We start from the raw sequence: 22,727 nt of genomic DNA, 5'->3' as shown, positions 1-22,727 counted from the left end.
TACGGTTCTGACCAAAGGCGAAAGGGATTAAAAAGAGAAAAAACGAAAAAGCCACCGGAGGGTGGCTCATTTCGTCGGTCTGCAAGCGAAGTCATTACAAAACAAGTGCGAGTTACAACACGAGCACCACGCACAAAGCGACGCTCAAGCAGAGCCAGTTCAATTGATGCAAGGTCATCAGCCGGCTCCTTTATGATTGTTATCGAGGGTGTTGCGTTATTGGCGGATAATGTTCTAACGGACGTTTTCCACCAGTGACGGTCAGATTAGCGCTCGTCTATGACAAACGTATGACAAATGCGACAGCAACCACGCTTTTTTGGCGTTTTTTTCGCTGTTGCATCAACCGCCTTTGAGCAAGACCCGATCCAGCCAGCGGCTGGGAAGGAGCCGTTTGAGGATTGCCATCCACACTGTCGGTTGAGTCACGCGATAACGTATTTTGGGGCGAGGTGAGAACAAGGCATGCGTCAGTGGTGCGACAAGCGCGTCAGCGGGCAACGTATATTTGTTGCCACCTTCGTCTGCCGCAAGGCGATCAAGTTGGGCTTGGTAGGCCTGGTGATGGCGGCTTTTATTAGGGTCTACCCAATGTTTAAAGGCGCTGAGTGCATTGGCACGAAACGCGGTTTCAATCGGGCCGGGCTCAATCAAGCTCACCTTAATCGGCGTGTCGCTGAGCTCTAGACGCAAGGTATCGGTCCAGCCTTCGAGGGCAAATTTGCTGGCGTTATACGCGCCGCGGTATTTCAATGCCACGATACCCAGCACCGAGCTATTTTGCACAATGCGTCCCTCGCCATAATTAAGCAGCATCGGCAACAAGGCTTGGGTTAAATGGTGCCAGCCAAACACATTGGTCTCAAACTGAGCGCGTAAGGCGTCGGTGGGCAAATCTTCCAGCGCGCCCGGTTGGCCGTAAGCGCCGTTATTAAACAGTGCAAAGAGTTTGCCGCCTGTCATTTGCTCGACGGTGTCGACCGCTTGGTTGATGCTGGCCGTGTCTGACACATCTAACTGAATACAAGTTAGGCCTTCTTGCTGTAAACGGCTGACATCGTCAGCCTTTCGGCAACTGGCGATCACCGTGTGTCCTTGCTCATGCAAGGCTTTGGCGCAGGCATAGCCGATGCCGGTAGAACAGCCGGTGATTAAAATGGCGTTATTCAGCGGTGAGGCAGTGTCCATAAGATCCTCATTCATGATTCGGTTGCGTCAGACAAGTAAGGCGCGAGTTTTTCTGCCATAAAATCGGCAATCCAAGGTTGTGCGGCCGGCATCGGGTGAATGCCATCATCACGCATCCATTCAGGCTTTTGGATCACAGTCTCCATAAAAAAGGGCAGCAAGGGGGTTTGTGTTTGCTCTGCCAGTGTAGGATAAATATCAGCAAATCCTTGTGCATAGCGCTGACCATAATTAGGCGGGATTTGGATTTGCACCAACAAAGGCGTGGCATCGGCGGCGCGGGTTTGAGTGATCAATTGCTTAAGGTTGTCTCGTATACGATTAAATGGCCAACCGCGTAGGCCATCGTTGCCGCCGAGTTCAATCAGCACCCATTCGGGCTGGTGGCGTTCTAATAATTGCGGCAGACGCTGCAGGCCATTGGCGGTGGTGTCACCGGAAATGCTGGCGTTAATCACCTCAACCTCGACATCGTGGTCGTTGAGCGCGCGCGGCAGCTTGGCAGGCCAGGCTTGTTCAGCCGCCATTTGGTAGCCAGCGCTTAAGCTGTCACCAAGGACAAGGAGCGTTTGTGCACTGGCACTGCTCACCCACAAAAAACACAACAAAGTAAGGATGCGTAACATGGCCTCTCCTGTTATTCGAGCCGAAAAAATTGCAAAACATGTCGTGACACGCGAACAGCCGCTTACCATTCTGCAGGATGTCTCGCTACAAATCGAGGCAGGCGAGTCGATTGCATTAATGGGCGTGTCCGGCGCAGGAAAATCCACCTTAATGACCTTGCTTGCAGGATTAGATACGCCCAGTGAAGGCGAGGTCGATCTGCTCGGCCACAAGCTTTCCACCTTGGATGAAGATGCGCGTGCGGCGCTTCGTGCCGAATCGGTGGGGTTTGTGTTCCAAAGTTTTTTACTGGTGCCGTCACTGAACGCGCTTGAGAACGTGATGCTGCCGCTCACCATTCGCGGTGAGGAAGAAGATGAAACCCGCGCCAAGCAACTGCTGGCCTCGGTGGGCTTGCAAGGACGCGAAAGCCATTTGCCATCGCAACTCTCTGGCGGGGAGCAACAACGGGTAGCGCTGGCGCGTGCATTTATTATTCGTCCGCACGTGCTGTTTGCCGATGAGCCGACCGGCAACCTCGACCAAAAAACCGCGGCGACCATCATCGACCTATTGTTTGAGCTGAACGAAAAGCATGGCACCACCTTGGTGTTGGTCACTCACGACCCGGCGCTGGCAAAGCGTTGTCAGCGTACCTTGATGATGGACAGCGGCAAACTACAGGAGCGAGTGAATGGCGAGTAAAAACGGACTACTCAACCGCTGGGCGTGGCGCGAACTGTTACACGGGCAAATTTGGCCAGTGGCGGTGGCGCTGGCACTGATCATCACCTGTGTGTTTGCGTTGTCGGCATTGGCCGACCGCATTGAAAATGTGCTCACCCAGCAAGGGCGTAACCTGATTGCCGCCGACACCGTGTTGCGCACTCGCCAGCCGCTTAACACCGAACAAATTGATGCGTTTAAACAAGCCGGCGCCACGGTATCTGCCCAAACCCGCTTTGGCACCATGGCGTTTAGCGAGCAAAAAATGCAGCTGGTGAGCGTGAAAGCGGTGGATAGCCTTTATCCGCTGCGTGGCGACTTGGTGCTGGAGCAAAACGGCCAAGCGATTGGCGGTGACCGACGCATTCAACCTGGTGAGCTATGGCTGTCTGAGCGGGTGTTTAGCTTGTTGAGCGTCAAACCCGGTGACACCGTGTCGATTGGTAACCTCGATTTAAATGTGAGCGGCACTTTGGCCGCCGAGCCGGAACTCTCGTTTAACCCCTTTAGCCAAATGCCCGCGGTAATGATGCACCGTGCCGATGTGCCGGCTGCGGGCGTGGTGCGCGAAGGCAGTCGCGTGCGTTATCGCTACTTTTTAACCGGTGACGAGCCCAGCCTAAGTGCGGCTAAAGCCAGCTATACGCTGCAAGATGGCGAGCGCTGGGTGGATGAAAATACCTCCGATCGCACCGGCGATATGCTGGATCGCAGCCGTCAGTACTTGTCATTAACCGTGGTGCTGGTGATTGTGATGGCCGCGGCGACGTTAACCTTAACTTGTCAGCACTATGCCAAAAGCCGTGCGGACTTGGTGGCGATGCTAAAAAGCCTCGGCGCTAGCCAGCAATGGGTGCGGCGCTGGTTGGCTCGGCAGTTAACCTTATTGTTTGTCCTTGCCACCGCCGTGGGGTTAGCGGCGGGTTACACCCTCGAAGTGCTCTTGCGGTTGCCGCTGACCGATGTGCTGCCCTCGCCATTACCAAGCTATGGCTGGGTGCCTTGGGTGCTTGCGCCCGGTGTCGCGCTGTTGGTGGCGCTGCCAGCCTTGGGGGTGCCGCTGCTTAAACTGCTGGATGCGCCCGCGTTGGCCGCCGTGCAATCGCAGGCTGCCATCGGACGTCGCCGTCGTGGCACCGCGGCTGTTTTGATTGCGATACCGGTGGGGGCGCTTGCGCTGTGGGCGTTTGACAACACCTTGCTATGGACAGTGCTGGGGGCGATGGCGGTGATGATCGTCTTGCTGGCGCTGGCAGGGTTAGGCCTGCTTAGGTTGGTGAAATCACGGGTGCGTGCGCCGTCGGTCAAGCTCGCCTTAAGCCGAATTACCCGCAACAAACTGGCTAGCAGCGTGCAGTTAGGGGCGCTCGCGATCTCCTTTATGCTCTTGGCGATTATCTGGCTGCTGCGCACTGACTTGCTCGCCGATTGGGGACGGATGCTGCCGCCCGATGCGCCTAATGTGTTTGCGCTGAATATCGCCCCGAGTGAGCAGCAAGACTATGTGGGTGAACTCGACGAAGCCAGCCTAATGCGCTCCGATGCCTACCCCATCGTGCGTGGCCGGCTGGTGGGCAAAAACGGTGAGCGTTACCAGATCCCAACCGACGAGGCCGAGCGCGATGAAGCGGATGAGGCCTTGCGCCGCGAGCTTAACTTTACCTGGCGTGACAGCTTGCCGTCACACAACGAGGTGATTGCCGGGGACTGGCCAACCGAGAATGGCGTGTCGGTAGAGGCCGACATTGCCGAGCGTTTGGAGATTGAGATTGGCGACAGCCTGACTTTTAGCGTGACCGGCCAAGACTTTACCGCCATGGTGAACTCGATTCGTGAAGTCGAGTGGCGCAATATGCGGCCTAACTTCTACTTTATTTTCGACCGCGAGACGCTCGCCGACAAACCGGCCAACTGGCTGGTGAGCTTCAGGCTCGATGAATCACAAACCCCGCTGCTCAATCGCTTGGCACGGGAGTATCCGACCGTCACGCTGCTTGATTTGCGCACCATGAGCAGCCGTATTCAGTCGATTTTGCGTCAAATTGGCTTGTCGCTCTCGGTATTAGCGGGGCTGGCGGTGATCAGCGGCTTGCTGCTGCTACTGACTTTGCTGCGTATCAGCCTGAGCGAACGCCAGCAGGAGATAAACCTCTATCGCACTTTGGGTGCGAGCCGCACCCGTATTCAACGCACCTTGTGGAGCGAATACGGCGTGATGGCCTTTGTATCGGGCTTAATGGCGGTGCTTGGCGCAGAAGCGGCGATGGTCGGCCTGCTGAAATGGGGCTTTGAAATGGAAGTACGTCTGCATCCTGAGCTCTGGGCGGTGTTGCCTGTGTTGGCGGTGGCGCTGGTGTTTGTCACGGTCGCCTCGATGCTGCGTAAACTGATTGACCCGCAACGGCGTTAACGCGATAAAACATATCTGATTCGTCGATAACAAAGCGGGTATCAAGAAAATTGATACCCGCTTTTTTGTGCAGAACGGCTAGCAAGCAACACGCTGTGTGAAAGGAAAGGGCCGCTATTTAAAAAGTGACTGCATCGCTTCTTCCACCTTGGGGTGCTGGAATTGAAAGCCCGCATCCTCGAGTGCGTGAGGCAGGGCGCGCTGGCTATCGAGCAGCAAATGCGAGGCTTCGCCCATCATGGTTTTAATTGCCAGTGTGGGGACAAAGAACACATGCGGGCGTTTTAAGGCACGGGCGAGGGCCTGGCTAAAACGTTTATTGGTGACCGGCTCTGGCGCGGTGCAATTAAACGGCCCCTTGAGCTCAGGGGTGTTGAGCAGATGGATAATCGCACCGACCATATCATCAATATGAATCCACGGCATGTATTGCTGGCCTTTGCCAATTGGGCCGCCCAACCCGAGTTTATACGGCAGCATCATCCGCTTTAGCGCACCACCTTCAGCGCTTAACACCACGCCGGTACGCAGCAAGCACACCCGCGTTTGTTGCGACGCGCCTTTTAAGGCAATTTTCTCCCACTGATGACACACATGTTGGGCAAAATCATCGGCATGGACCACCAAGGTCTCATCAAAGCTGCGATCTTGCTGATCGCCGTAATAGCCTACTGCCGAGCCGCTAATAAAGGTGTGTGGTGGGGTGCTGCTGGCATGAATTTTCTCCACCAGTTTTTCGGTTAGCCCCCAGCGACTGGTGCAGATAATCCCTTTTTGCTGCTCACTCCAGCGTTTATCGGCAATCGGCTCACCCGCCAAATTAATAATGGCATCAATATCATTGAGGTGAGGGAGGTCATCAAGCCGCTCTAACGGGGTGACCTTATCGCCAAAGCACTGGGAGACCTTTTGCTTGGAGCGGGATAACACAGTGATCTGATGCTCGGTCAGCAAGCGTGGAATTAACGCCTGACCAATCAGGCCAGTGCCGCCAGTGATTAAGAGTTTCATGCCTGATGTCCTAACGTCGAGTAATGGTGATTATTACTAACGCTAAGAGGGTTTTAGACTTAGCGCAAGTGATTGCTTTGTATCCTGTTACGTGCCGCAACCAAAATCGGTTTGATCGCGCAGTTTTCTCTTCTGCTCCTCGCACCCCAAATTGGGAGTGCTAACATTAATAGGCACATAAAAGGTGTGTTTTTCATTCTATTGCGCAGGGAGTCATGTCGCCTACATGCAAGCGTTATTCAAATCATTGCTAGGAAGCTTTCGCGATCTCTTACCTATCATCCTAGTGATTGGCTTTTTTCAAGTGATTGTTCTGCAACAACCGTTGCCTAACTGGATATCCATCACCTTTGGGTTGGTGCTAGTGGTCGTCGGGCTGACCTTATTTGTATATGGCTTAGACATGGGGCTATTCCCGATTGGCGAATCCATGGCGCACTCCCTTGCCCATAAAGGTAGCTTAGGCTGGTTGATTGCGTTTGCGTTTTTGCTCGGCTTTGGCACCACCATTGCCGAACCCGCACTCACCGCGGTGGCGGCAGAGGCGGCAGATGTCGCCGCCAATGGCGGGATGATACACACCAGCGAAGCGGCCAAAGACAACTATGCCAACGGCCTGCGGCTAACCGTGGCGCTCTCGGTTGGGTTTGCGATTGTACTGGGTGTGGTGCGAATCATGAAAGGCTGGCCGATCCACCGTTTGATTATTGGCGGCTATTTGCTGGTGGTGGCGATGACCATGGTCGCACCGCCGAGTATTATCGGCATTGCCTATGACTCAGGTGGGGTGACCACCTCGACCATCACGGTGCCATTGGTCACCGCGCTCGGCGTGGGACTGGCGACCGTGATCAAAGGGCGTAATCCTATGGTGGATGGCTTTGGCTTGATTGCCTTTGCCTCTCTGTCACCGATGATCTTCGTGATGGCCTACGGCATGGTGGTGGCATGAACAATCCACTCACCCTGTTTCTCGACACCTTTTTCTCCACCGTGCGCGATGTGATCCCGATTATCGCGATCATCTTTGGCTTTCAGCTGTTTGTATTGCGCAAAGCGCTCAACAACCCCAAACGGATCTTTCTCGGCTTTTTCTATGTCATTCTCGGCTTGAGCCTGTTTTTAATGGGGCTCGAGTTGGCGCTATTCCCACTCGGTTCGTCGATGGCCGAGCAGCTTACTGCCCCCGATTTTGTCGGCGCAGCGCTCAAAGCAGGCGGCGAGATTAACTGGCAAGCCTATTACTGGGTGTATCTGTTTGCCGCAGCGATTGGCTTTAGCACCACGGTGGCTGAACCCTCATTGATCGCAGTGGCGATTAAAGCGGCCAAAGTGTCGGGCGGGGCGATTCGGGTAAACGGTTTACGTGCCTCAGTGGCACTGGGCGTTGCCATGGGGATTGCTTTGGGGTGTTACCGCATTGTGGTGGGCGATCCGCTCCATTATTACATCATCACCGGCTATGTGGTGGTGGTGATCCAAACCTATTTTGCCCCGCCGTTTATCGTGCCTTTGGCCTATGATTCTGGAGGGGTGACCACCTCAACCGTGACCGTGCCCTTGGTGACGGCGCTGGGGTTGGGGCTAGCCTCTACCGTACCGGGAAGAAACCCGATGCTCGATGGGTTTGGCTTAATTGCGTTTGCCAGTTTGTTTCCGATGATCACCGTGATGGGCTATGCCCAAATCACAGCCTATTTACAGAAAAAGCACGCACAGCGTTCATCGTAAGGAGAGCCTATGCGGTTCAAATTAATCATGGCGTTTATTGAAGATGCCAAAACCGATGCGGTGCTCGATGCCGCCAGACAAGCCGGCGCTACCGGCGCGACCATTATTAACAACGCGCGTGGCGAAGGCTTGGTGAAAAAGAAAACCTTTTTAGGGCTGACGCTGGATGTGCAGCGGGACGTGGCCATCTTCCTGGTGGAAGAGCACTTAGCGCGCACCATACTTGAAACCATTAATGACGTGGGCGAGTTTGATGCTACCTCCGGCAGTGGCATCGCAGTGCAAATTGATGTGGAAGATGCCGTGGGCGTGGCCCACCAAATGCGAGAATTAACCGAAGTGGTGAAGGACGAGTTATGAAACAACATAAAACGGTAAGAGATGTGATGCATGCCCATGCCGTGTGTATTGATGGGCTCACCACGGTCGAAGAAGCGATCCGCATTGCACGCGAACAAGAAGTGAAAGCGATTATCGTCAATAAACGCGATGAGCATGACGAATTCGGCATTGTGTTAATGAACGACATTGCCAAAAAAGTGCTCGCCAAAAACCGCGCGCCATCACGGGTGAATGTTTATGAGATTATGACCAAACCCGCGCTCAGCGTCTCTCCCAATATGAATGTGAAATACTGCGCCCGTTTATTCGAACGCTTCGGCATCAGCCGCGCCCCTGTTATCGAAAACGGCCAAGTCCTCGGCATGGTGAGTTATAACCTGATCGTGATCTACGGCATGCTCGCCGAGGAAGTGGAGAGCCAGCATAGGAAGGATTAGGGGGATAGGTGGTAAAGGTTATCTTTTAAGTTAATGGGGGAGGGCTAACTTACTACTGCCCCATTGTGAGTTAATGTTGTTCCAATTCACTAGATCTGCAGCCATAACTTGACCAAGTTTTCCTAATGCGTGATTATGTGATCAGTTGAGTATTTGGGCCTTAAGTTAGCTACTGAAAGATAGGTGCATTTAGCCAAACTAGTGAGGGAAAAGTGAGCGACTCTATAACAATAAAAGGGGTTACTAGCTACCATCCGACCACTCCACAAATTATCGATATATCAAAGCAGAACACGTTGATTTTTGGTTTAAATGGATCTGGTAAATCCACAATTTCTAACTTCTTGTATGATAGGGAAAAATTCGACAGTTGTAGTCTTAATATTGAAGGGAATATTACCCCGATAGTTTACAATCAAGCTTTTGTAGAGCAAAATTTTGTAAATAGCTCAATGCAGGAAGGTGTTTTTACATTGAGCAAAGACAATGCAGATCTTGAAGCTAGAATTGCTGAAAAGTCAAAATTGAGGGAAAAGCTCTTAGCATTATACAACGGGATCAAAGCCAAGATATCAGAAGCTGAAAAAGCTCAAGGAAAGGCGACAGATTCTGCTATCGAAGAAGTATTCAAACAAAAATATATCATCGAAAAGACATCTCTTGCACCATTTCTTGAAGGTTTTAAAAGGCCTAAAAGTAACTTTTATAAAAAAGTAAAGTCTCAAAAAGGAGTATCCCAAGACTCTATTGAAAGCCTTCAAGCTGAGTATGATTCCTTAACTCAATCTGATAAAGTGCTACCGACACTAATTGAGCTACCTTCCCCACCAAGCCTAAGTATTGAAGAGACAACTATTCTTTCGGAGCCAATTATAGGCTCATCAAGTAGTCAGCTCGCGGAGTTTATCACTGAACTCGACAACCAAAATTGGGTTAAGAATGGAAAAGAAAATTATTTAGGGAAAGAGCAAACAAAATGCCCTTTTTGTCAAAAAGATACTATAGATGATACCTTTCGCGCTGAACTTTCCTCATTATTTGACAAAACATATGATTCCAATGTGAAAAAAGTTGAAGCTATCTCTAAGTCTTATGCTGATGCTGTCACTAACTATATAGCATCCATTAAAGGGGCCTTTATCAATTGCTCGTTATATGACCCAAACTTACATAATGTTGATCCAATTATTGCCCTATTAGAGCGTGGCTATCAAGACAACCTAGACTTGATCAAATCCAAGGTTAAAACACCAAGCTTATCCATTAAAATAATTGACTATAAAGAAAGAACGGCCCCTTTAACACGTATATCTGAAGAGATAAATGAAGCCATTCAAGTGATAATAAAAAAAGCAAAAAAATTCAGGGAAAGCAAGAAAGATATTCAAGACAGGATGTGGGACTCGGTGAAATATCACACTGAGCCTATTTTCTCATTGGAAAAGCGCTTAATAGATGAAAAGTCCAGTGAAATAAAACAACTGAACGAAGAATTGAAAAGAGTGAAACAGGTTGGACAGAAAGTTGCTAGCAGAATTAGTTATCTTCGGTCAAAAACGTCAAATATTGATGATACCATTGAAAGGATTAATGTAAATTTGAAGAGTCTAGGTCTAACGAGCTTTGAAATTGTCTCTTCAACTGACCCAGAACAAAAAAATTATTTTGTGCTTAGCCGAGGGGAAAAGGCTAATGAAGGAAAAGAAGTGTTTAAGTCTCTCAGTGAAGGTGAAAAAACACTTATAACCTTTTTGTACTTTATCGAGAAATGTAACGGAAGTATGAGTAAGGATTCAGATATTGCTGATAAAGAAAAACTGATCGTTATTGATGACCCTATTTCTAGCCTCTCTCAAAACTATATCTATGACATCGCTTCTCTAATCCACACCAAAATCATTAAAGGCAGTAGATTCAAAAAGGTCATTGTGCTAACCCATAGCTTGTTTTTCTATCAAGAACTATTGAAGTTAGCCCCGCAAGGTAAAGACAGAAAAGGAAATTATAGGTTCAATGATAAATACTCACTATATCGCTTAAATAAAAAGCAATACACATGTTTACAACCGATGAATAGAGATGAATTAAAAAATGATTATCAGTCTTTATGGCAAATAATCAAAGATGTGATTGATGGTAGTGCTAACCCTGTCGTTTTGCCTAATGTGATGCGCAACATTCTTGAGTATTATTTCGGTTTTGTACATCAGAGAGATAAGCTGTCTGGTATCCTGAATGAATTAGCAGAAAGAGAGCCAGACCAAGGATACAAAGCTTTTTATCGCTACATTAATAGGAGTTCACACTCCGATCCAACGAACATGGGTTTGATGGTCGAAGTTGAGCCTCGAGCTTACTTGGAAAGATTCAAATCTATATTTGTACAGAGTCAAGACGAGGAACATTACCGTTGCATGATGGAGTTATAATGGTTACCACTAAGGTATTCAATCAACTTATCGTCTTGGCAGCGATCGGCGGTGTTTACACACTACCTCAAGCTTGCCTAGACGAAATCGAGTGTACTGACGTACATCAACGATTTTCTGTCTCATCGGCAAAATCTCCACTTATTGCCTGTGCTTGCCACAGGCAGCCTCATCACACAATGTAATAAGCTACTTCGGTTCAGTAGGCTGGAGAATTACCTAAGTGGTAACAGTACAAGTCTAATATACTTCTATTTTTGTGTAAATCGATTACATGGTTTGAATGAGGTAGATTTTAGTTACTCTTACAAATCTGAGTTATGTAGGATAGGGGGCGTTGTTGATTAGATTGCTCATGTAAAGTTCTGATATAATTATAATTACTCCTGTTGCTCAACTCGGTAGCTAACAGATATACCGAGTCTTATGACTTTGTTCATCGCTTCCAGACTCTGACAGCAGCACCGCTATAGTTACTATGACTTCATTGACTTCGAGTAACCAAGCCTCAACTCTACCCCTAATGCATCCAAAATCGCTATCAGTGTCTTAAGGTTCGGATTGCCTTTTTGGCTGAGTGTGCGGTAGAGCGTTTCTCGTGAAAGACCGGTTTGCTTGGCGATATCTGCCATTCCTATGGCGCGTGCGATCACACCCAGTGCATCGGTGATAAATGCGGGATCGCCCGTTTGCACCGCTTCATCTAAGTAGTCTTGAAGTGTTTCTTGATTGTCCAAGAACACCGCTGGATCAAATGGGTGTGTCGTTATCATCGCTGAATCCCTTTTACATCTAGCATGTGAGGTCCTGCTATCTGCCGCCGCTTTCATGCCTTCTAGTCTAGCGCTTAAGCAACGCCTGTGATCCGCTATGCTCAAATAAAAATCGATAAACCTTATCATGGTTAACGCTATCCTGTGGCTTTTCGCGCCATTCCGTCAGCCCGCCATTAACCCACATGTCTCTTTATGCGTATTTTATGTCGCTTAGTGTCAAGTTGTGGCGTGTTATTCCGGACACACTGTGGCCAGTTTAATCAAGCGACAAGAGGCCGAACATGAATCGCAGCGTCATTCTTACCTGCGCCGTCACCGGTGCGGGCGATACCACGGGCAAAAACCCCAATGTGCCAATCACGCCAAAACAGATTGCCGACAACTGTATTGAGGCGGCGCGTGCTGGTGCCAGTGTCGCTCATATTCACGTGCGTGATCCTGAAACGGGCGGTATTAGCCACAACATTGATCACTTCCGTGAGGTGATGGAGCGCGTTCGCGAATCAGACGTCGATATTGTCATGAACATCACCGGCGGTGGTGGCGGGGATTGGGTGCCGGATGCCCAAGACCCAAGCCGTGGTGGCCCGGGCACCGATATGCAAACCCCAGCCGAGCGTCATGCGCCAGTGGGCGAGCTATTGCCTGAGCTTTGTACCTTAGATTGCGGCAGCCTGAATTTTGGCGACATGGTGTACATTAACACCGCTGACTGGCTGCGTGAGCAAGCCCGAATGGTGCAGGCCGCGGGTGTGAAAGCAGAGCTGGAGTGCTTTGACTTAGGCCACGTTTGGTTTGCGCGTCAGCTGCAAAAAGAAGGTTTGCTCGAGGGCGATCCGCTGTTTCAGCTGTGCTTAGGCATTCCATGGGGCGCGGAAGCGGACACCGAAACCATGCTGGCAATGCGCAATAAGTTGCCGGAAAACGCCAACTGGGCGGCGTTTGGAATTGGTCGCCATCAGATGCCGATGGTCGCGCAAGCCATGTTGCTGGGTGGCCATGCGCGCGTGGGCTTGGAAGATAACCTCTACCTGGAAAAAGGGGTAATGGCGACCAACGGCGGCTTGGTAGAAAAGGCGAGCACCATCATTGAAAACCTCGGTGGTCGTATTATGACGCCTGCACAAACGCGCGCCGCGCTGAAACTGGTTGACCCTAAAACCGGTAAGCCGGTTGAAGGAGGTGAGCGATGAGTAAGCAGTTAGCGGTCATCGGCACTGGCGTGATTGGTAATGGCTGGATTGCGCGTGCCTTGGCGCAAGGCTGGGACGTGGTTGCTTATGATCCCGACCCACAAGCGCCTACTCGCACCCGTGCCTTCGTGGCCAATGCCTGGCCATCGTTAGAAAAGCTAGGCCTTGCTGAAGACGCAGATCCTGCCCGGTTAACCTTTGTTGATAGCCTTGAGCCGGCGGTGAAAGAGGCCGATCTGGTTCAAGAGAACGTGCCGGAGCGCATTGATATTAAGCGTGAGACCTTGGCGGCTATTGATGCGGCTGCGGCGCCAAACGCGATTATTGGCTCATCGACGTCTGGGTTTAAACCCACTGAGCTGCAGAGTGATTGTGATCATCTTCCCGGACGCGTCATCGTCGCGCATCCTTTTAATCCGGTGTATCTGCTGCCGTTGGTGGAATTGGTGGGCGGCGAAGCCACTCAATCCGATCATATCGATCGCGCCCATGCACTCTACCAAGAATTGGCAATGCGTCCCTTGGTGGTTAAGCGTGAAATCGAGGGGCACATTGCTGACCGCTTGATGGAAGCGCTGTGGCGTGAAGCCTTGCACCTGGTTAACGATGGGGTGGCGACCACCGAGGAGATTGATGCGGCAGTGGTTTATGGCTGCGGCCTGCGCTGGTCACTGATGGGCACCTTCTTAACCTTCCATCTGGCCGGTGGCGAGCAGGGTATGCGCCATATGCTAGAGCAGTTCGGCCCGGCGCTAAAACTGCCGTGGACCAAGCTGGAAGCGCCTGAGCTCACCGATGAGCTGATTGATAAAGTGGTCGAAGGCTGTGAACACCAAGCCGCGGGTCGTCCGGTCTCTGAGCTAGACCGTCGCCGTGATGCCTTCTTGGTCGAGCTTTTGGACTTGGTACAAAAATACTGGCCCGAGGCTGAAGGTTTGGAAGGGCGCATCTAATGGCACTGTTAAAGATAGACGTCGCCCCCGAATGGGTCGATTATAACGGGCACATGAACGACGCCGAGTACGCGCGTGTGTTCTCGCTGGGTGTCGATGCGTTAATGGCCACCATTGGCTTGGATGACGCAGGCCGCACCCAACATCGCTACACTATTTATACCCTAGAAACCCATTTGTGTTACCGACGTGAGGCGCATCAAGGCCAGACCTTGGTGGTCGACGTGACCGTGTTAGCGCGGGATCAAAAGCGTCTGCACGTGTTTATGCAAATGTGTGATACCCAAGGTGAGGTGCTGGCCACCAGCGAGCAGATGCTGATGGGCATCGATACGCAAACCGGTCGCCCAGCGCCGTTTCCGGATGTTGTCGCCAGCCTGATTGAGGGGCTGCCTGCCGCATCCGATCATGATTGGCCCCAGCTTGCGGGGCGTCGCATCGGTCTGCCCAGTAGGCCGTGAGCGCGTCTTCACCGAGATGGTGAGCCATCATGAGGTCCCGCCCAGCAGTCGGCTGGGCGGATAACGGGATCGCCGGCCCGACTTCCGGCTCAAGGAGGAATCATTATCGCTACTTCAACACCCCCACACTCACCCCAACGCGGTGACAGCCAGCAGGCTGCTACCTCGACCGATTATATGGTCACCGAGCTTGCGCAAGGTGGCTTCTTTCAAGGCATGCATCGCGGCATGACCATTTGTTCAGCCGTGCTGGTACTGGCGTTTGTATTGTTCACCGGCTTTCAATCCGAGACGGCCAGTGTCTTGTTTGGCACTACGCGCACCTGGATTGAAAGTACCTTTAGTGGCTACTACCTGGTCACCGTGATGCTGTTATTGACCGTGTGCGGTTTTATCGTTTTCAGCAAGTACGGTAACGTGCGGCTCGGCCCTGACGACAGTCGCCCGGAGTTTAGTAACTTCTCCTGGTTCTCGATGCTGTTCTCTGCCGGCATCGGTATCGGCATCCTGTTTTTTGGGGTGGCCGAACCGATTTTTTACCTCGATAACACCGGCGGATTTGGTTATCCCAACAACCCCCACGCTGATATGGCGGGCGCGGCTACCATTGGCTATGAGCGCGCCATCGATGCGCTGCGGGTCACCGTGTTCCACTGGGGGCTGCATGGCTGGGCCATCTATGTGATTGTCGGTATGTCGCTGGCGTATTTTGCCTACCGTAAGCAACTGCCTTTGGCCCTGCGCTCGGCGCTTTATCCTTTTATCGGCGATCGTATTTTCGGCGTCTGGGGCCATCTGTTTGACATCCTCGGGGTGCTGGGTTGCGTGTTTGGCGTGGCGACTTCACTCGGGCTTGGCGTGAGTCAAATGGCCGTGGGGCTGGAGCGCTTGATGGGTATCGCCTCTGGCTTATCGACCCAACTGGTGTTGATTGCAGTGATTTCGTTTATCTCGATTGTTTCGGCGGTCTCTGGCGTGCGCCGCGGGATCCGTATCATTTCGCAGATGAATATTTGGGTGTCAGTGTTTGTAGTTGGCGTCTTTTTAATTGGCGGCCCCACACTGTGGCTGTTCGGCGCGTTTGGCGAGACCTTACTCGACTATGCGATTAACTTTATCCCCATGGGGCTGTGGTTTGCCGACGAGCCGGGTACGGTAGATTGGCAGCAGGCTTGGACTATTTTCTATTGGGGCTGGTGGCTTGCTTGGGCGCCGTTTGTAGGGTTGTTTATTGCGCGTATTTCCAAAGGGCGCACCCTGCGTGAGTTCGTGTTGGGGGTATTGTTTGTGCCTACCTTGCTGATCTTTGTCTGGTTGGTGATTTTTGGCGGCAATGCGATTTATCAGGAGCTTTATGCCAGTGGCGGCGTGGGTAGTGCCGGCATTATTGACTTGGTCAATGCTTGGGAGTTACCAGCGGCTCTGTTTGCGGCTGCCGATGGCATTGTTGGTACGGGGACTTTCGGCTGGATACTCTCGGCCTTGATGGTGTTCTTGCTGATGAGCTGGTTTGTGACCTCGTCGGACTCAGGCACCTTGGTGCTGACGACGATTTTGTCACTGGGTGATGAGGAGCCGCCGCGGCGTTTCCGCATTATCTGGGGCGTGGTGATTGGCTTAGTGGCGGCGACGCTGCTGATGGCTGGTGGCCTTAAAGCGCTACAGACGGCGTTGATCGCCGCTGCCTTGCCACTGAGCGTGGTGATCCTAGTGATGACCGCCGGGGTGTTAATCTCGCTGTTTGGTGAATCCCGCCGCTCGTTAGTCGCGGCTAAAAAATAGCGATTCGCAAAAAAATAGCGATTCGCCAAAAAATAGCGGCTTGAAGCGTCGCCCTGTGACGCTTTGAACGCAATATCCGCTCACTCCGTTGCCGATTAAGGTAGTGGGGTGAGCGCTTTTCTTTTCTTACCTCTACGGCGCTTGACGTATCTGACGCGGTGATGCGCCGTAATGGCTGCGAAAGGCGCGGGAAAAGCTCGAGCTTGAATTAAAGCCACACGCCAACCCCACGGACAACACATCGAGATCGGTTTCTTTTAGCAAGTAACGGGCTCGCTCTAGCCTTAATCCCAAATACCAGCTTCGCGGGGACTGGTTTAGCTCGCTGTGGAAAAGCCGTTGCAGATGACGAAGTGAAATACCGCTGCGCTGAGCCACCTCGGCCAAAGATAGGGGGGATTCTATATGGCGTTCCATCACATCCACCGCTTCGACCAGACGTCGTCGATGGGTGCCGAGGCGGCGGGCGAGTGTCATTCGCTGCTGATCGCGCCGAGTACGAATGCGCTCGTGCACCAGCTGCTCAGAGACGTCGATGGCCAATTGGGTGCCGTGGCGACGTGCAATCACATCCAATGCCATGTCCATCGCTGCTGCGCCCCCCGCGCATGAGAAGCGCCGCGGTCCCAGTTCAAATAGCTCATCTGAGGTTTTCACCTCCGGGAAGCGCTCTTGAAACGAGGGCAGGCTTTCCCAATGTAAGGTGACACGTTCCCCTTTAAGCAGTTCGGCAGCGGCCAGCAAAAAGCAGCCGGTATCGAGCCCGCCGAGCGCGCACCCCGCCGCATCAAGACGGTGCAGCCAGCGCATTAAGGGGCGGCTTAGATAGGCTTCTGGGTCAAAACCGCTACACACGGCCAGCGAGGGTAGGTCATGCACCGCATCGATGGCTTTGTCGGCCAGCAGTGACATGCCGTTAGACGCCTTCACCGGTTTGCCATCTTCACTGATCATTTGCCAATCAAATAGCGCTTCGCCACTGATTTGGTTGGCAATACGCAGCGGTTCGACGGCAGAGAAAAAGGCCATCATCGAGAAGCGGGGCAGTAAAAGAAAGCCGATGCATTCTGGCATCGGGCCGGTGTATTCAAGACGCATGACCGCAAGCTAAACGTGAAGAGTGATGAACTATGATGACTGGCCGCCGCTATGGGGGTCAAGTAATCCTGAATATGTTGAGCGGTGAGGGGATTGCCGGAGCTGTAACGCCACCATAAAAAACAAAGCCCGCGCTTTTCAGCGCGGGCTTTATGTATTATTGGGGGTGTTTTTAACTTAAAAAGCGCCAAGCGCCAAGTCTTGACACTAATAAGAACAAAAAGCATGTTGATAAAACAATGGAAAAACAGCTGCTTACGACAAATATCCGACGTAAACCATTTTCAATATTTTCCTCATCTCCACTACCGACAATAAACATCCGGCGTGGCTCTTGAGAAGGGCCGATAATATGGAACGGTCCGTTTATTTTCCCGAGTGAGTTTAACCAATGACCTATTTGTTGCGCGGTTGAATTATAGTCCCATTCTTTTGGGGTCGTATTTGGGTGGTATAATTTAAGATTACCTCCGATCTCTTCCATGTAATCGGTGCGCCACGTTTTCAAGCTTTCTTCTAAGATCTCGTCAGTCTTACTGACCTCAGCGCCGTCAGTCGTTGTTAAATGACCAATAACGTAGCCGGGGCCTGCTTCAATGCGTTCCTCACAATAGCGAACCTGACTCGATGGAAGCCCTAAGTCCCTCGGACGGAAGTATTCACTCACTGTTTTCAGACGCAGGTTTGCCCACTTAGGTAGAATAAAACACTGGCCAGTTTCATCAACCAGTCGGAAGGGACGAGGGTCGCTCTCACTATAGACGGTGACCCACTCGACATCATCGCCGGACTTTCGCGCTTCTTCCATATAGACGCGATACCAGATGCATGGCTTACCGGTAAACGGCGCATAGATAGGCTCATCGGGGTTAAGCGGTTCAAATTGTCCTTTTAGCTCTACATAGCCTTGTGGAGCACTACGGACAAGCGATGTTGGCGTGTCGGCAACCACTCGGTAGGCGCGGAATTTTATGATTGCAATAACACCCGCAAAGGTCGCGAAAGTACCCGTGAAAAAAAACGCCCCAATGAAAAACATCCAATCCATTTTTTCGATGTTCCAAGCGAGTTCCATTATCAGATGATCCATGTCTTTATTTACCTTGATAACAATAATGGCTGGTGTTTATTGGCCACGACTAATTACCGAAAAGCGCCGACAGGTTGTGGTCCTGTTTTTCAGACTCTTGGAACTCAAGCAAGTCAAAGGCTTTGAAGTTCATAAGGTTGGCTATCAGTACATCAGGGAATTGCTCAATACGAATGTTGTTAGTGTTAACTGATGCGTTATAGAATTCACGGCGATCGGCTATCTGGTTTTCTAATTCAGAAATGCGTGATTGCAGTTGCTGGAAAGACTCATCGGCCTTGAGATCTGGATATTCTTCTGCTAGTGCCAAAAGTTGACCCATACCACCACGTAATTGCTCTTCGGCGTGACCTACTTTTTTGGCATCGCCTTCCTGACGAGCGTCCTCAACTTGATTACGAGCATTAATCACTTGGACAAGCGTTTCCTGCTCGTAGCTCATATACTGCTTTGCAGTATCGACTAGCTTGGGTAATTCATCGTGGCGTTGCTTGAGCAAAACATCGATATTAGACCAAGCCTTGCTCACGTTGTGCTTAACGGCGACCAAGCGGTTATAAATCCCGATGAGATAAAAGGTCGCGCTAGTCAATAAGACCAATATTATGACCGTGATAATCAGGCCCATGCTATCTCCTAAATTGATGCTTTATTAATCCCTGATTGCTAGGAAGGGATGGGGTGTTTTGATGGAAGAGAAAAAAATCTACCAGAAAATTTAAATTACTCAAGCGATTAGAGAAATATGAGAGGCTAAACGTTATGGCGATTCCAAAATACGTTTGCTACTCGTGTTTCTGACCATAAGCGGAGTATTCCGAATTAAAAGAATGCTAATCTGAGAACGCACGTTTTCGCATCAAATTGTCACCATTTTTTATCTGTGCGGTATTGCTGCTGGAAATTAAGGTTGAGAACTATGATTAAAAAACGCCACAGTTATTTCACCAGTCACTGTGGCGTTTGTCTAGCTATTTATACTGGTTGGCATCGATGCGTTCGTCTGAGCTAACACATTGTTATGCTAGCTTACCAGCCTTTTACCACGGCGCCGTCGAAGATTTCCATCGCGGCGTTGTAAACCGCATCAGTTTGGTAGGCTTTAACAAAGGTTTTGACGTTTTCTGCGTCGACGTTGTCTTTGCGCGCCACAATCAGGTTCACATAAGGTGATTCTTTGTCTTCAACAAAGATACCGTCTTTGCTTGGCGTTAGGCCCACGCCTGCTGCAAAGGTGTTGTTGATGATAGCCAAGTCCACATCTTCCAATGAGCGAGGCAGTTGTGGGGTTTCTAGCTCGATGATTTCTACGTTTTTCGGGTTCTCAACGATATCCAGTTTAGTCGCGTTGATGCCTGCGCCTTCTTTGAGCTTGATGATCCCTTGCTGCTCAAGCAATACCAGTGAACGGCCTAGGTTCGATGGGTTGTTAGGCACCGCAATTTTACCGCCTTCTGGTAGATCCTCGACGCTATCTAGCTTGTAAGAATAAGCCGCAATCGGATACACAAAGGTGTTGCCGGCAATCGCAAATTCATAACCACGGTCTTTGATTTGTGCGTCCAAGTAAGGTTTGTGTTGGAAAGCATTCACGTCGACCGAGCCATCATCCAGTGCCGCGTTCGGTGACACGTAATCGGTAAAGGTCACCAGCTCTACCTCAAGACCGAGCTTTTTCGCTTCTTCCACCGCATGTTCAGCGACTTGTGCTTCTTCGCCGGCCATCACGCCCACGGTGATGCTGTTGGTATCGGTCGCGGCTTGTTCTTTCTCGCCGCAGCCAGTCAGCACCAAGGTTGAGGCAAGGCCAAGAGTGGCAAGTAGTGTTTTGATCGTGGTTTTCATTGTCTGTCTCCCTGTTTGGAACATATTCGTCATTATTGTGTTTGATTTAGCGGTGATCGGCGCGTCGCACCAAGTAATCACCAAAAGATTGAATCGCTTGCACTAAGACTACCAGCATTACAACGGTGATCAGCATCACTGTGGTGTCAAAGCGCTGATAGCCATAGCGGATGCCCACATCCCCAAGGCCGCCGCCGCCGACCGCACCGGCCATGGCCGAGTAGCTCACCAAGGTAACCCAGGTAATGGTCGCGCCATTGATGATGCCGGGGAGCGCTTCAGGTATGAGCACTTTATAAATAATCTGGAACGGGTTCGCGCCCATCGCTTTGGCCGCTTCCTCTAGCCCAGCCGGTAACTCGAGTAACGCCCCTTCAACCAAGCGGGCAATAAATGGAATCGCGCCGACGGTAAGCGGCACAATCGCCGCTGCGGTACCAATCGAGGTACCAACCACCATGCGGGTAAACGGAATAATTGCCACCAGCAAGATAATAAAGGGGATAGAGCGACCAATGTTCACTATTGCGCCGAGCACCTGGTTAACTTGCGGCTGGCCCAGCAAACCACCGGGTTTGGTCACATGCAGTAACACGCCCAATGGGATGCCAATCACAAACCCCATGATCCCGGAGGCAAACACCATGTACAGGGTTTGGCCAGTGGCTTCGAGGAGCAAGTTGATAAGGGCGCTGTTTTCATTGACCCAGTGGGTGAGTTGATCAATCAACATAGCCGAGTACCTCCGTGTTGACATGGTGCTTGTTGAGGTAAGTGATGGCGTTTTCAACCGCCTCTTTTGGACCCATGATTTCCGCAAGGAGTAGGCCGAATTTCACGCCGCCGGCGTAGTCGATATCTGAGCTTAAAATGCTGATGTCGATATCAAACAGGCGCGAGATCTGGCTGATTAATGGGTCATCGACCGTCGCGCCGGTAAACTCGAGGCGCACCAAGGGGTAACTGCCTTCGAAGTATTCTTGTTGTAAGCGCTGGGCAAAATCATGCGGCACTGACAAGTCGAGGGTTGAACGAATAAATTGTTTGGCCAAGTCGGATTTGGGATGCGCAAAAATCTCGCCCACCGGACCGGACTCGACGAGCTCGCCATCGCCAATAATAGCGACGTCGTCACAGATACGTTTGACCACATCCATTTCGTGGGTGATCAGCAAAATGGTGAGGTTGAGCTTTTGGTTGATGGTTTGCAGCAGCGACAGAATGGATTGCGTAGTGGCTGGATCCAGTGCGCTGGTGGCTTCATCACAAAGCAGAACGTTGGGGCTTGGCGCCAATGCACGGGCAATGGCGACACGTTGTTTTTGTCCGCCACTGAGGCTGGCAGGATACACATCACGCTTATCGGCCAAGCCGACCAGATCGAGCAGTTCGCTCACGCGTGTTTCAATCTCATCGCGGCTCGAGCCACTTAGCTCAAGCGGCAGGGCGATGTTGTCGAACACGGTGCGTGACGAGAGCAAATTAAAGTGTTGGAAAATCATCCCGATTTTACGGCGCGCTTGGGTTAACTGGCGGCTGGGTAGCGCAGTGAGGTTAGTGCCACCCACTTTGACTGAGCCGCTGGTTGGGCGCTCGAGCAGGTTAACCATCCGGATCAGGGTACTTTTCCCTGCACCGGAGGCACCGATCACACCAAATACTTTCCCCTTGGGAATAAATAAGTTGATGTCATTAAGGGCATGAATTCGGCGTTCCCCGAGTTCGAATACCTTGTTGAGGTTGGTTATCTCAATCATCACATGTCCTTGGCGAATAATTTGATCACAGCAGACTCACTCAGCGGCTTGTGCCACATTCTTGCTGTCGCTCTGGTTATTGATGCTATGAGTTAGTCAAAATTAAGTCAATGGATATTTTTACTTCTGGACGTCTAAATGGCAATAAGTCCAATCGCTTGGTTATAAACTCAACAGTAGGCTTGATCTCAAACGATAAAGGGCGTTTACTAGGAGCTCCTGTAGTGCTTTGTTCTGATTACGCTTTATGCCAACTGCTTTGATTGATACCACCATGCTTTCCTTGTTCATCCCGACCTTTTTTCTGGTGTCCGTGACACCTGGGATGTGTATGACCCTCTCGATGACGCTGGGAATGACCATCGGCGTTAAGCGTAGCCTGCATATGATGTGGGGCGAGTTAATTGGCGTGGGGTTGGTAGCGATTGCCTCGGTAATTGGGGTGGCGGCAATGATGCTTAACTATCCGTCTATCTTTCAGGTGTTCAAATACGTCGGTGGTGCCTATCTGGCGTTTCTTGGGGTACAAATGTGGCGATCTCGCGGGAAAATGGCCATTCCTGAGGATGATGACGCTAGCCCCAGTGAAGCATCAGCGTGGTCCTTGGCGACCCAAGGATTTGTCACCGCGATTGCTAACCCGAAAGGCTGGGCGTTTATGATCTCACTGTTGCCCCCGTTTATTAATCCTAAATTAGCGCTGCCCAGCCAGTTAAGTGTGCTGGTGTTGATTATTCTGCTGACCGAGTTTAGCTGCTTGATGTTGTATGCCAGTGGCGGTCGCACGTTGCGTCAGTTTCTGCAGCAAAGAGGCAACGTGCAACTGCTTAACCGTGTCGCCGGCACCTTGATGGTGGGCGTTGGCGTGTGGCTGGCGCTGGGGTAGGACGTG

The 22,727-nt window shown here is 51.2% G+C and carries 22 protein-coding genes; 12 read left to right on the top strand and 10 right to left on the bottom strand.

Annotation, left to right across the window (positions count from 1 at the left end; all coding sequences use genetic code 11):
* Nucleotides 1-342: 342 nt before the first annotated feature.
* Both BZG72_RS02080 and tesA read right to left on the bottom strand, forming a co-directional pair.
* Nucleotides 343-1,170, bottom strand: a complete 828-nt coding sequence (locus tag BZG72_RS02080; RefSeq protein WP_077666013.1) for an SDR family oxidoreductase — start codon at nucleotides 1,168-1,170, stop codon at nucleotides 343-345.
* A gap of 29 nt (nucleotides 1,171-1,199) precedes the next feature.
* Entirely contained in the window at nucleotides 1,200-1,814 is a 615-nt protein-coding gene (gene tesA / locus BZG72_RS02075; RefSeq protein WP_077456891.1) for a multifunctional acyl-CoA thioesterase I/protease I/lysophospholipase L1, read from the bottom strand.
* Here tesA and BZG72_RS02070 point away from each other — a divergent pair.
* Together BZG72_RS02070 and BZG72_RS02065 are read left to right on the top strand one after the other, a co-directional pair.
* Nucleotides 1,813-2,499: an ABC transporter ATP-binding protein gene (locus BZG72_RS02070; protein ID WP_074213144.1), complete on the top strand. Its 687-nt coding sequence runs from the start codon at nucleotides 1,813-1,815 to the stop codon at nucleotides 2,497-2,499. The genes tesA and BZG72_RS02070 overlap by 2 nt on opposite strands.
* Complete coding sequence (locus BZG72_RS02065; protein WP_077665970.1) at nucleotides 2,489-4,930, top strand: ABC transporter permease; 2,442 nt, start codon at nucleotides 2,489-2,491, stop codon at nucleotides 4,928-4,930. The genes BZG72_RS02070 and BZG72_RS02065 overlap by 11 nt, the downstream gene beginning before the upstream one ends.
* Nucleotides 4,931-5,044: 114 nt before the next feature.
* On the opposite strand, the gene BZG72_RS02060 is transcribed toward BZG72_RS02065, so the two are convergent.
* Entirely contained in the window at nucleotides 5,045-5,941 is an 897-nt protein-coding gene (locus BZG72_RS02060) for a TIGR01777 family oxidoreductase (protein ID WP_077578575.1), read from the bottom strand.
* Nucleotides 5,942-6,167: 226 nt separating this feature from the next.
* On the opposite strand from BZG72_RS02060, the gene BZG72_RS02055 reads away from it, so the two are divergent.
* The 5 genes from BZG72_RS02055 (at nucleotide 6,168) to BZG72_RS02035 (ending at nucleotide 10,880) form a co-directional block, all read left to right on the top strand.
* Nucleotides 6,168-6,893, top strand: a complete 726-nt coding sequence (locus tag BZG72_RS02055) for a DUF1538 domain-containing protein (RefSeq protein ID WP_074213141.1) — start codon at nucleotides 6,168-6,170, stop codon at nucleotides 6,891-6,893.
* The gene (locus BZG72_RS02050) at nucleotides 6,890-7,672 is read left to right on the top strand and encodes a DUF1538 domain-containing protein (protein ID WP_069361068.1); all 783 of its coding nucleotides are present in this window, start codon (nucleotides 6,890-6,892) and stop codon (nucleotides 7,670-7,672) included. The genes BZG72_RS02055 and BZG72_RS02050 overlap by 4 nt, the downstream gene beginning before the upstream one ends.
* 9 nt (nucleotides 7,673-7,681) lie before the next feature.
* The gene (locus tag BZG72_RS02045) at nucleotides 7,682-8,032 is read left to right on the top strand and encodes a P-II family nitrogen regulator (protein ID WP_025674528.1); all 351 of its coding nucleotides are present in this window, start codon (nucleotides 7,682-7,684) and stop codon (nucleotides 8,030-8,032) included.
* Nucleotides 8,029-8,451 carry a CBS domain-containing protein gene (locus BZG72_RS02040; protein WP_025674526.1) on the top strand — a complete coding sequence of 141 codons (423 nt, stop codon included), beginning with the start codon at nucleotides 8,029-8,031 and terminating at the stop codon, nucleotides 8,449-8,451. Before BZG72_RS02045 ends, BZG72_RS02040 begins: the two co-directional genes overlap by 4 nt.
* A gap of 212 nt (nucleotides 8,452-8,663) precedes the next feature.
* On the top strand, nucleotides 8,664-10,880 hold the full coding sequence (locus BZG72_RS02035) for an AAA family ATPase (RefSeq protein ID WP_077578574.1): 2,217 nt from the start codon (nucleotides 8,664-8,666) through the stop codon (nucleotides 10,878-10,880).
* A 476-nt stretch (nucleotides 10,881-11,356) separates the two neighbouring features.
* Here BZG72_RS02035 and BZG72_RS02030 read toward each other — a convergent pair whose 3' ends face one another.
* Nucleotides 11,357-11,653 (bottom strand): addiction module antidote protein, encoded by a 297-nt coding sequence (locus BZG72_RS02030; protein ID WP_077578573.1) that lies wholly within the window; start codon nucleotides 11,651-11,653, stop codon nucleotides 11,357-11,359.
* A gap of 284 nt (nucleotides 11,654-11,937) precedes the next feature.
* On the opposite strand from BZG72_RS02030, the gene BZG72_RS02025 reads away from it, so the two are divergent.
* The 4 genes from BZG72_RS02025 (at nucleotide 11,938) to BZG72_RS02010 (ending at nucleotide 16,045) form a co-directional block, all read left to right on the top strand.
* The gene (locus BZG72_RS02025) at nucleotides 11,938-12,849 is read left to right on the top strand and encodes a 3-keto-5-aminohexanoate cleavage protein (RefSeq protein WP_077578572.1); all 912 of its coding nucleotides are present in this window, start codon (nucleotides 11,938-11,940) and stop codon (nucleotides 12,847-12,849) included.
* On the top strand, nucleotides 12,846-13,802 hold the full coding sequence (locus BZG72_RS02020) for an L-carnitine dehydrogenase (RefSeq protein WP_077578571.1): 957 nt from the start codon (nucleotides 12,846-12,848) through the stop codon (nucleotides 13,800-13,802). The genes BZG72_RS02025 and BZG72_RS02020 overlap by 4 nt, the downstream gene beginning before the upstream one ends.
* On the top strand, nucleotides 13,802-14,263 hold the full coding sequence (locus tag BZG72_RS02015; protein ID WP_077578570.1) for a thioesterase family protein: 462 nt from the start codon (nucleotides 13,802-13,804) through the stop codon (nucleotides 14,261-14,263). Before BZG72_RS02020 ends, BZG72_RS02015 begins: the two co-directional genes overlap by 1 nt.
* Nucleotides 14,264-14,440: 177 nt before the next feature.
* Nucleotides 14,441-16,045: a BCCT family transporter gene (locus BZG72_RS02010; protein ID WP_077578569.1), complete on the top strand. Its 1,605-nt coding sequence runs from the start codon at nucleotides 14,441-14,443 to the stop codon at nucleotides 16,043-16,045.
* Between the two features lie 132 nt (nucleotides 16,046-16,177).
* Here the strand turns inward: BZG72_RS02010 and BZG72_RS02005 are convergent, their stop codons facing one another.
* From BZG72_RS02005 to metN, 6 genes are all read right to left on the bottom strand, one after another.
* On the bottom strand, nucleotides 16,178-17,143 hold the full coding sequence (locus BZG72_RS02005; RefSeq protein WP_077665969.1) for a GlxA family transcriptional regulator: 966 nt from the start codon (nucleotides 17,141-17,143) through the stop codon (nucleotides 16,178-16,180).
* Nucleotides 17,144-17,315: 172 nt separating this feature from the next.
* A complete protein-coding gene (locus tag BZG72_RS02000; protein WP_131828016.1) occupies nucleotides 17,316-18,233 on the bottom strand; it encodes a hypothetical protein in 918 nt (305 codons plus the stop codon).
* A gap of 49 nt (nucleotides 18,234-18,282) precedes the next feature.
* A complete protein-coding gene (locus BZG72_RS01995; RefSeq protein WP_077665967.1) occupies nucleotides 18,283-18,861 on the bottom strand; it encodes a LemA family protein in 579 nt (192 codons plus the stop codon).
* A gap of 401 nt (nucleotides 18,862-19,262) precedes the next feature.
* Nucleotides 19,263-20,078, bottom strand: coding sequence for a methionine ABC transporter substrate-binding lipoprotein MetQ (metQ, locus tag BZG72_RS01990; RefSeq protein WP_077605865.1), 816 nt, complete (start codon nucleotides 20,076-20,078; stop codon nucleotides 19,263-19,265).
* Nucleotides 20,079-20,124: 46 nt separating this feature from the next.
* Nucleotides 20,125-20,811, bottom strand: coding sequence for a methionine ABC transporter permease (locus BZG72_RS01985; RefSeq protein ID WP_077665966.1), 687 nt, complete (start codon nucleotides 20,809-20,811; stop codon nucleotides 20,125-20,127).
* Entirely contained in the window at nucleotides 20,801-21,835 is a 1,035-nt protein-coding gene (metN, locus tag BZG72_RS01980) for a methionine ABC transporter ATP-binding protein MetN (protein ID WP_077520233.1), read from the bottom strand. The genes BZG72_RS01985 and metN overlap by 11 nt, the downstream gene beginning before the upstream one ends.
* Nucleotides 21,836-22,082: 247 nt before the next feature.
* On the opposite strand from metN, the gene BZG72_RS01975 reads away from it, so the two are divergent.
* The gene (locus tag BZG72_RS01975; protein WP_077578563.1) at nucleotides 22,083-22,721 is read left to right on the top strand and encodes a LysE family translocator; all 639 of its coding nucleotides are present in this window, start codon (nucleotides 22,083-22,085) and stop codon (nucleotides 22,719-22,721) included.
* Nucleotides 22,722-22,727: the final 6 nt, after the last annotated feature.

It is taken from the genome of Salinivibrio sp. PR6, from assembly GCF_001995955.1.
GTDB lineage: Bacteria > Pseudomonadota > Gammaproteobacteria > Enterobacterales > Vibrionaceae > Salinivibrio > Salinivibrio siamensis.
Note: the sequence above shows the minus strand (reverse complement) of the source record. Positions and strands in the feature narration are given on the sequence as shown.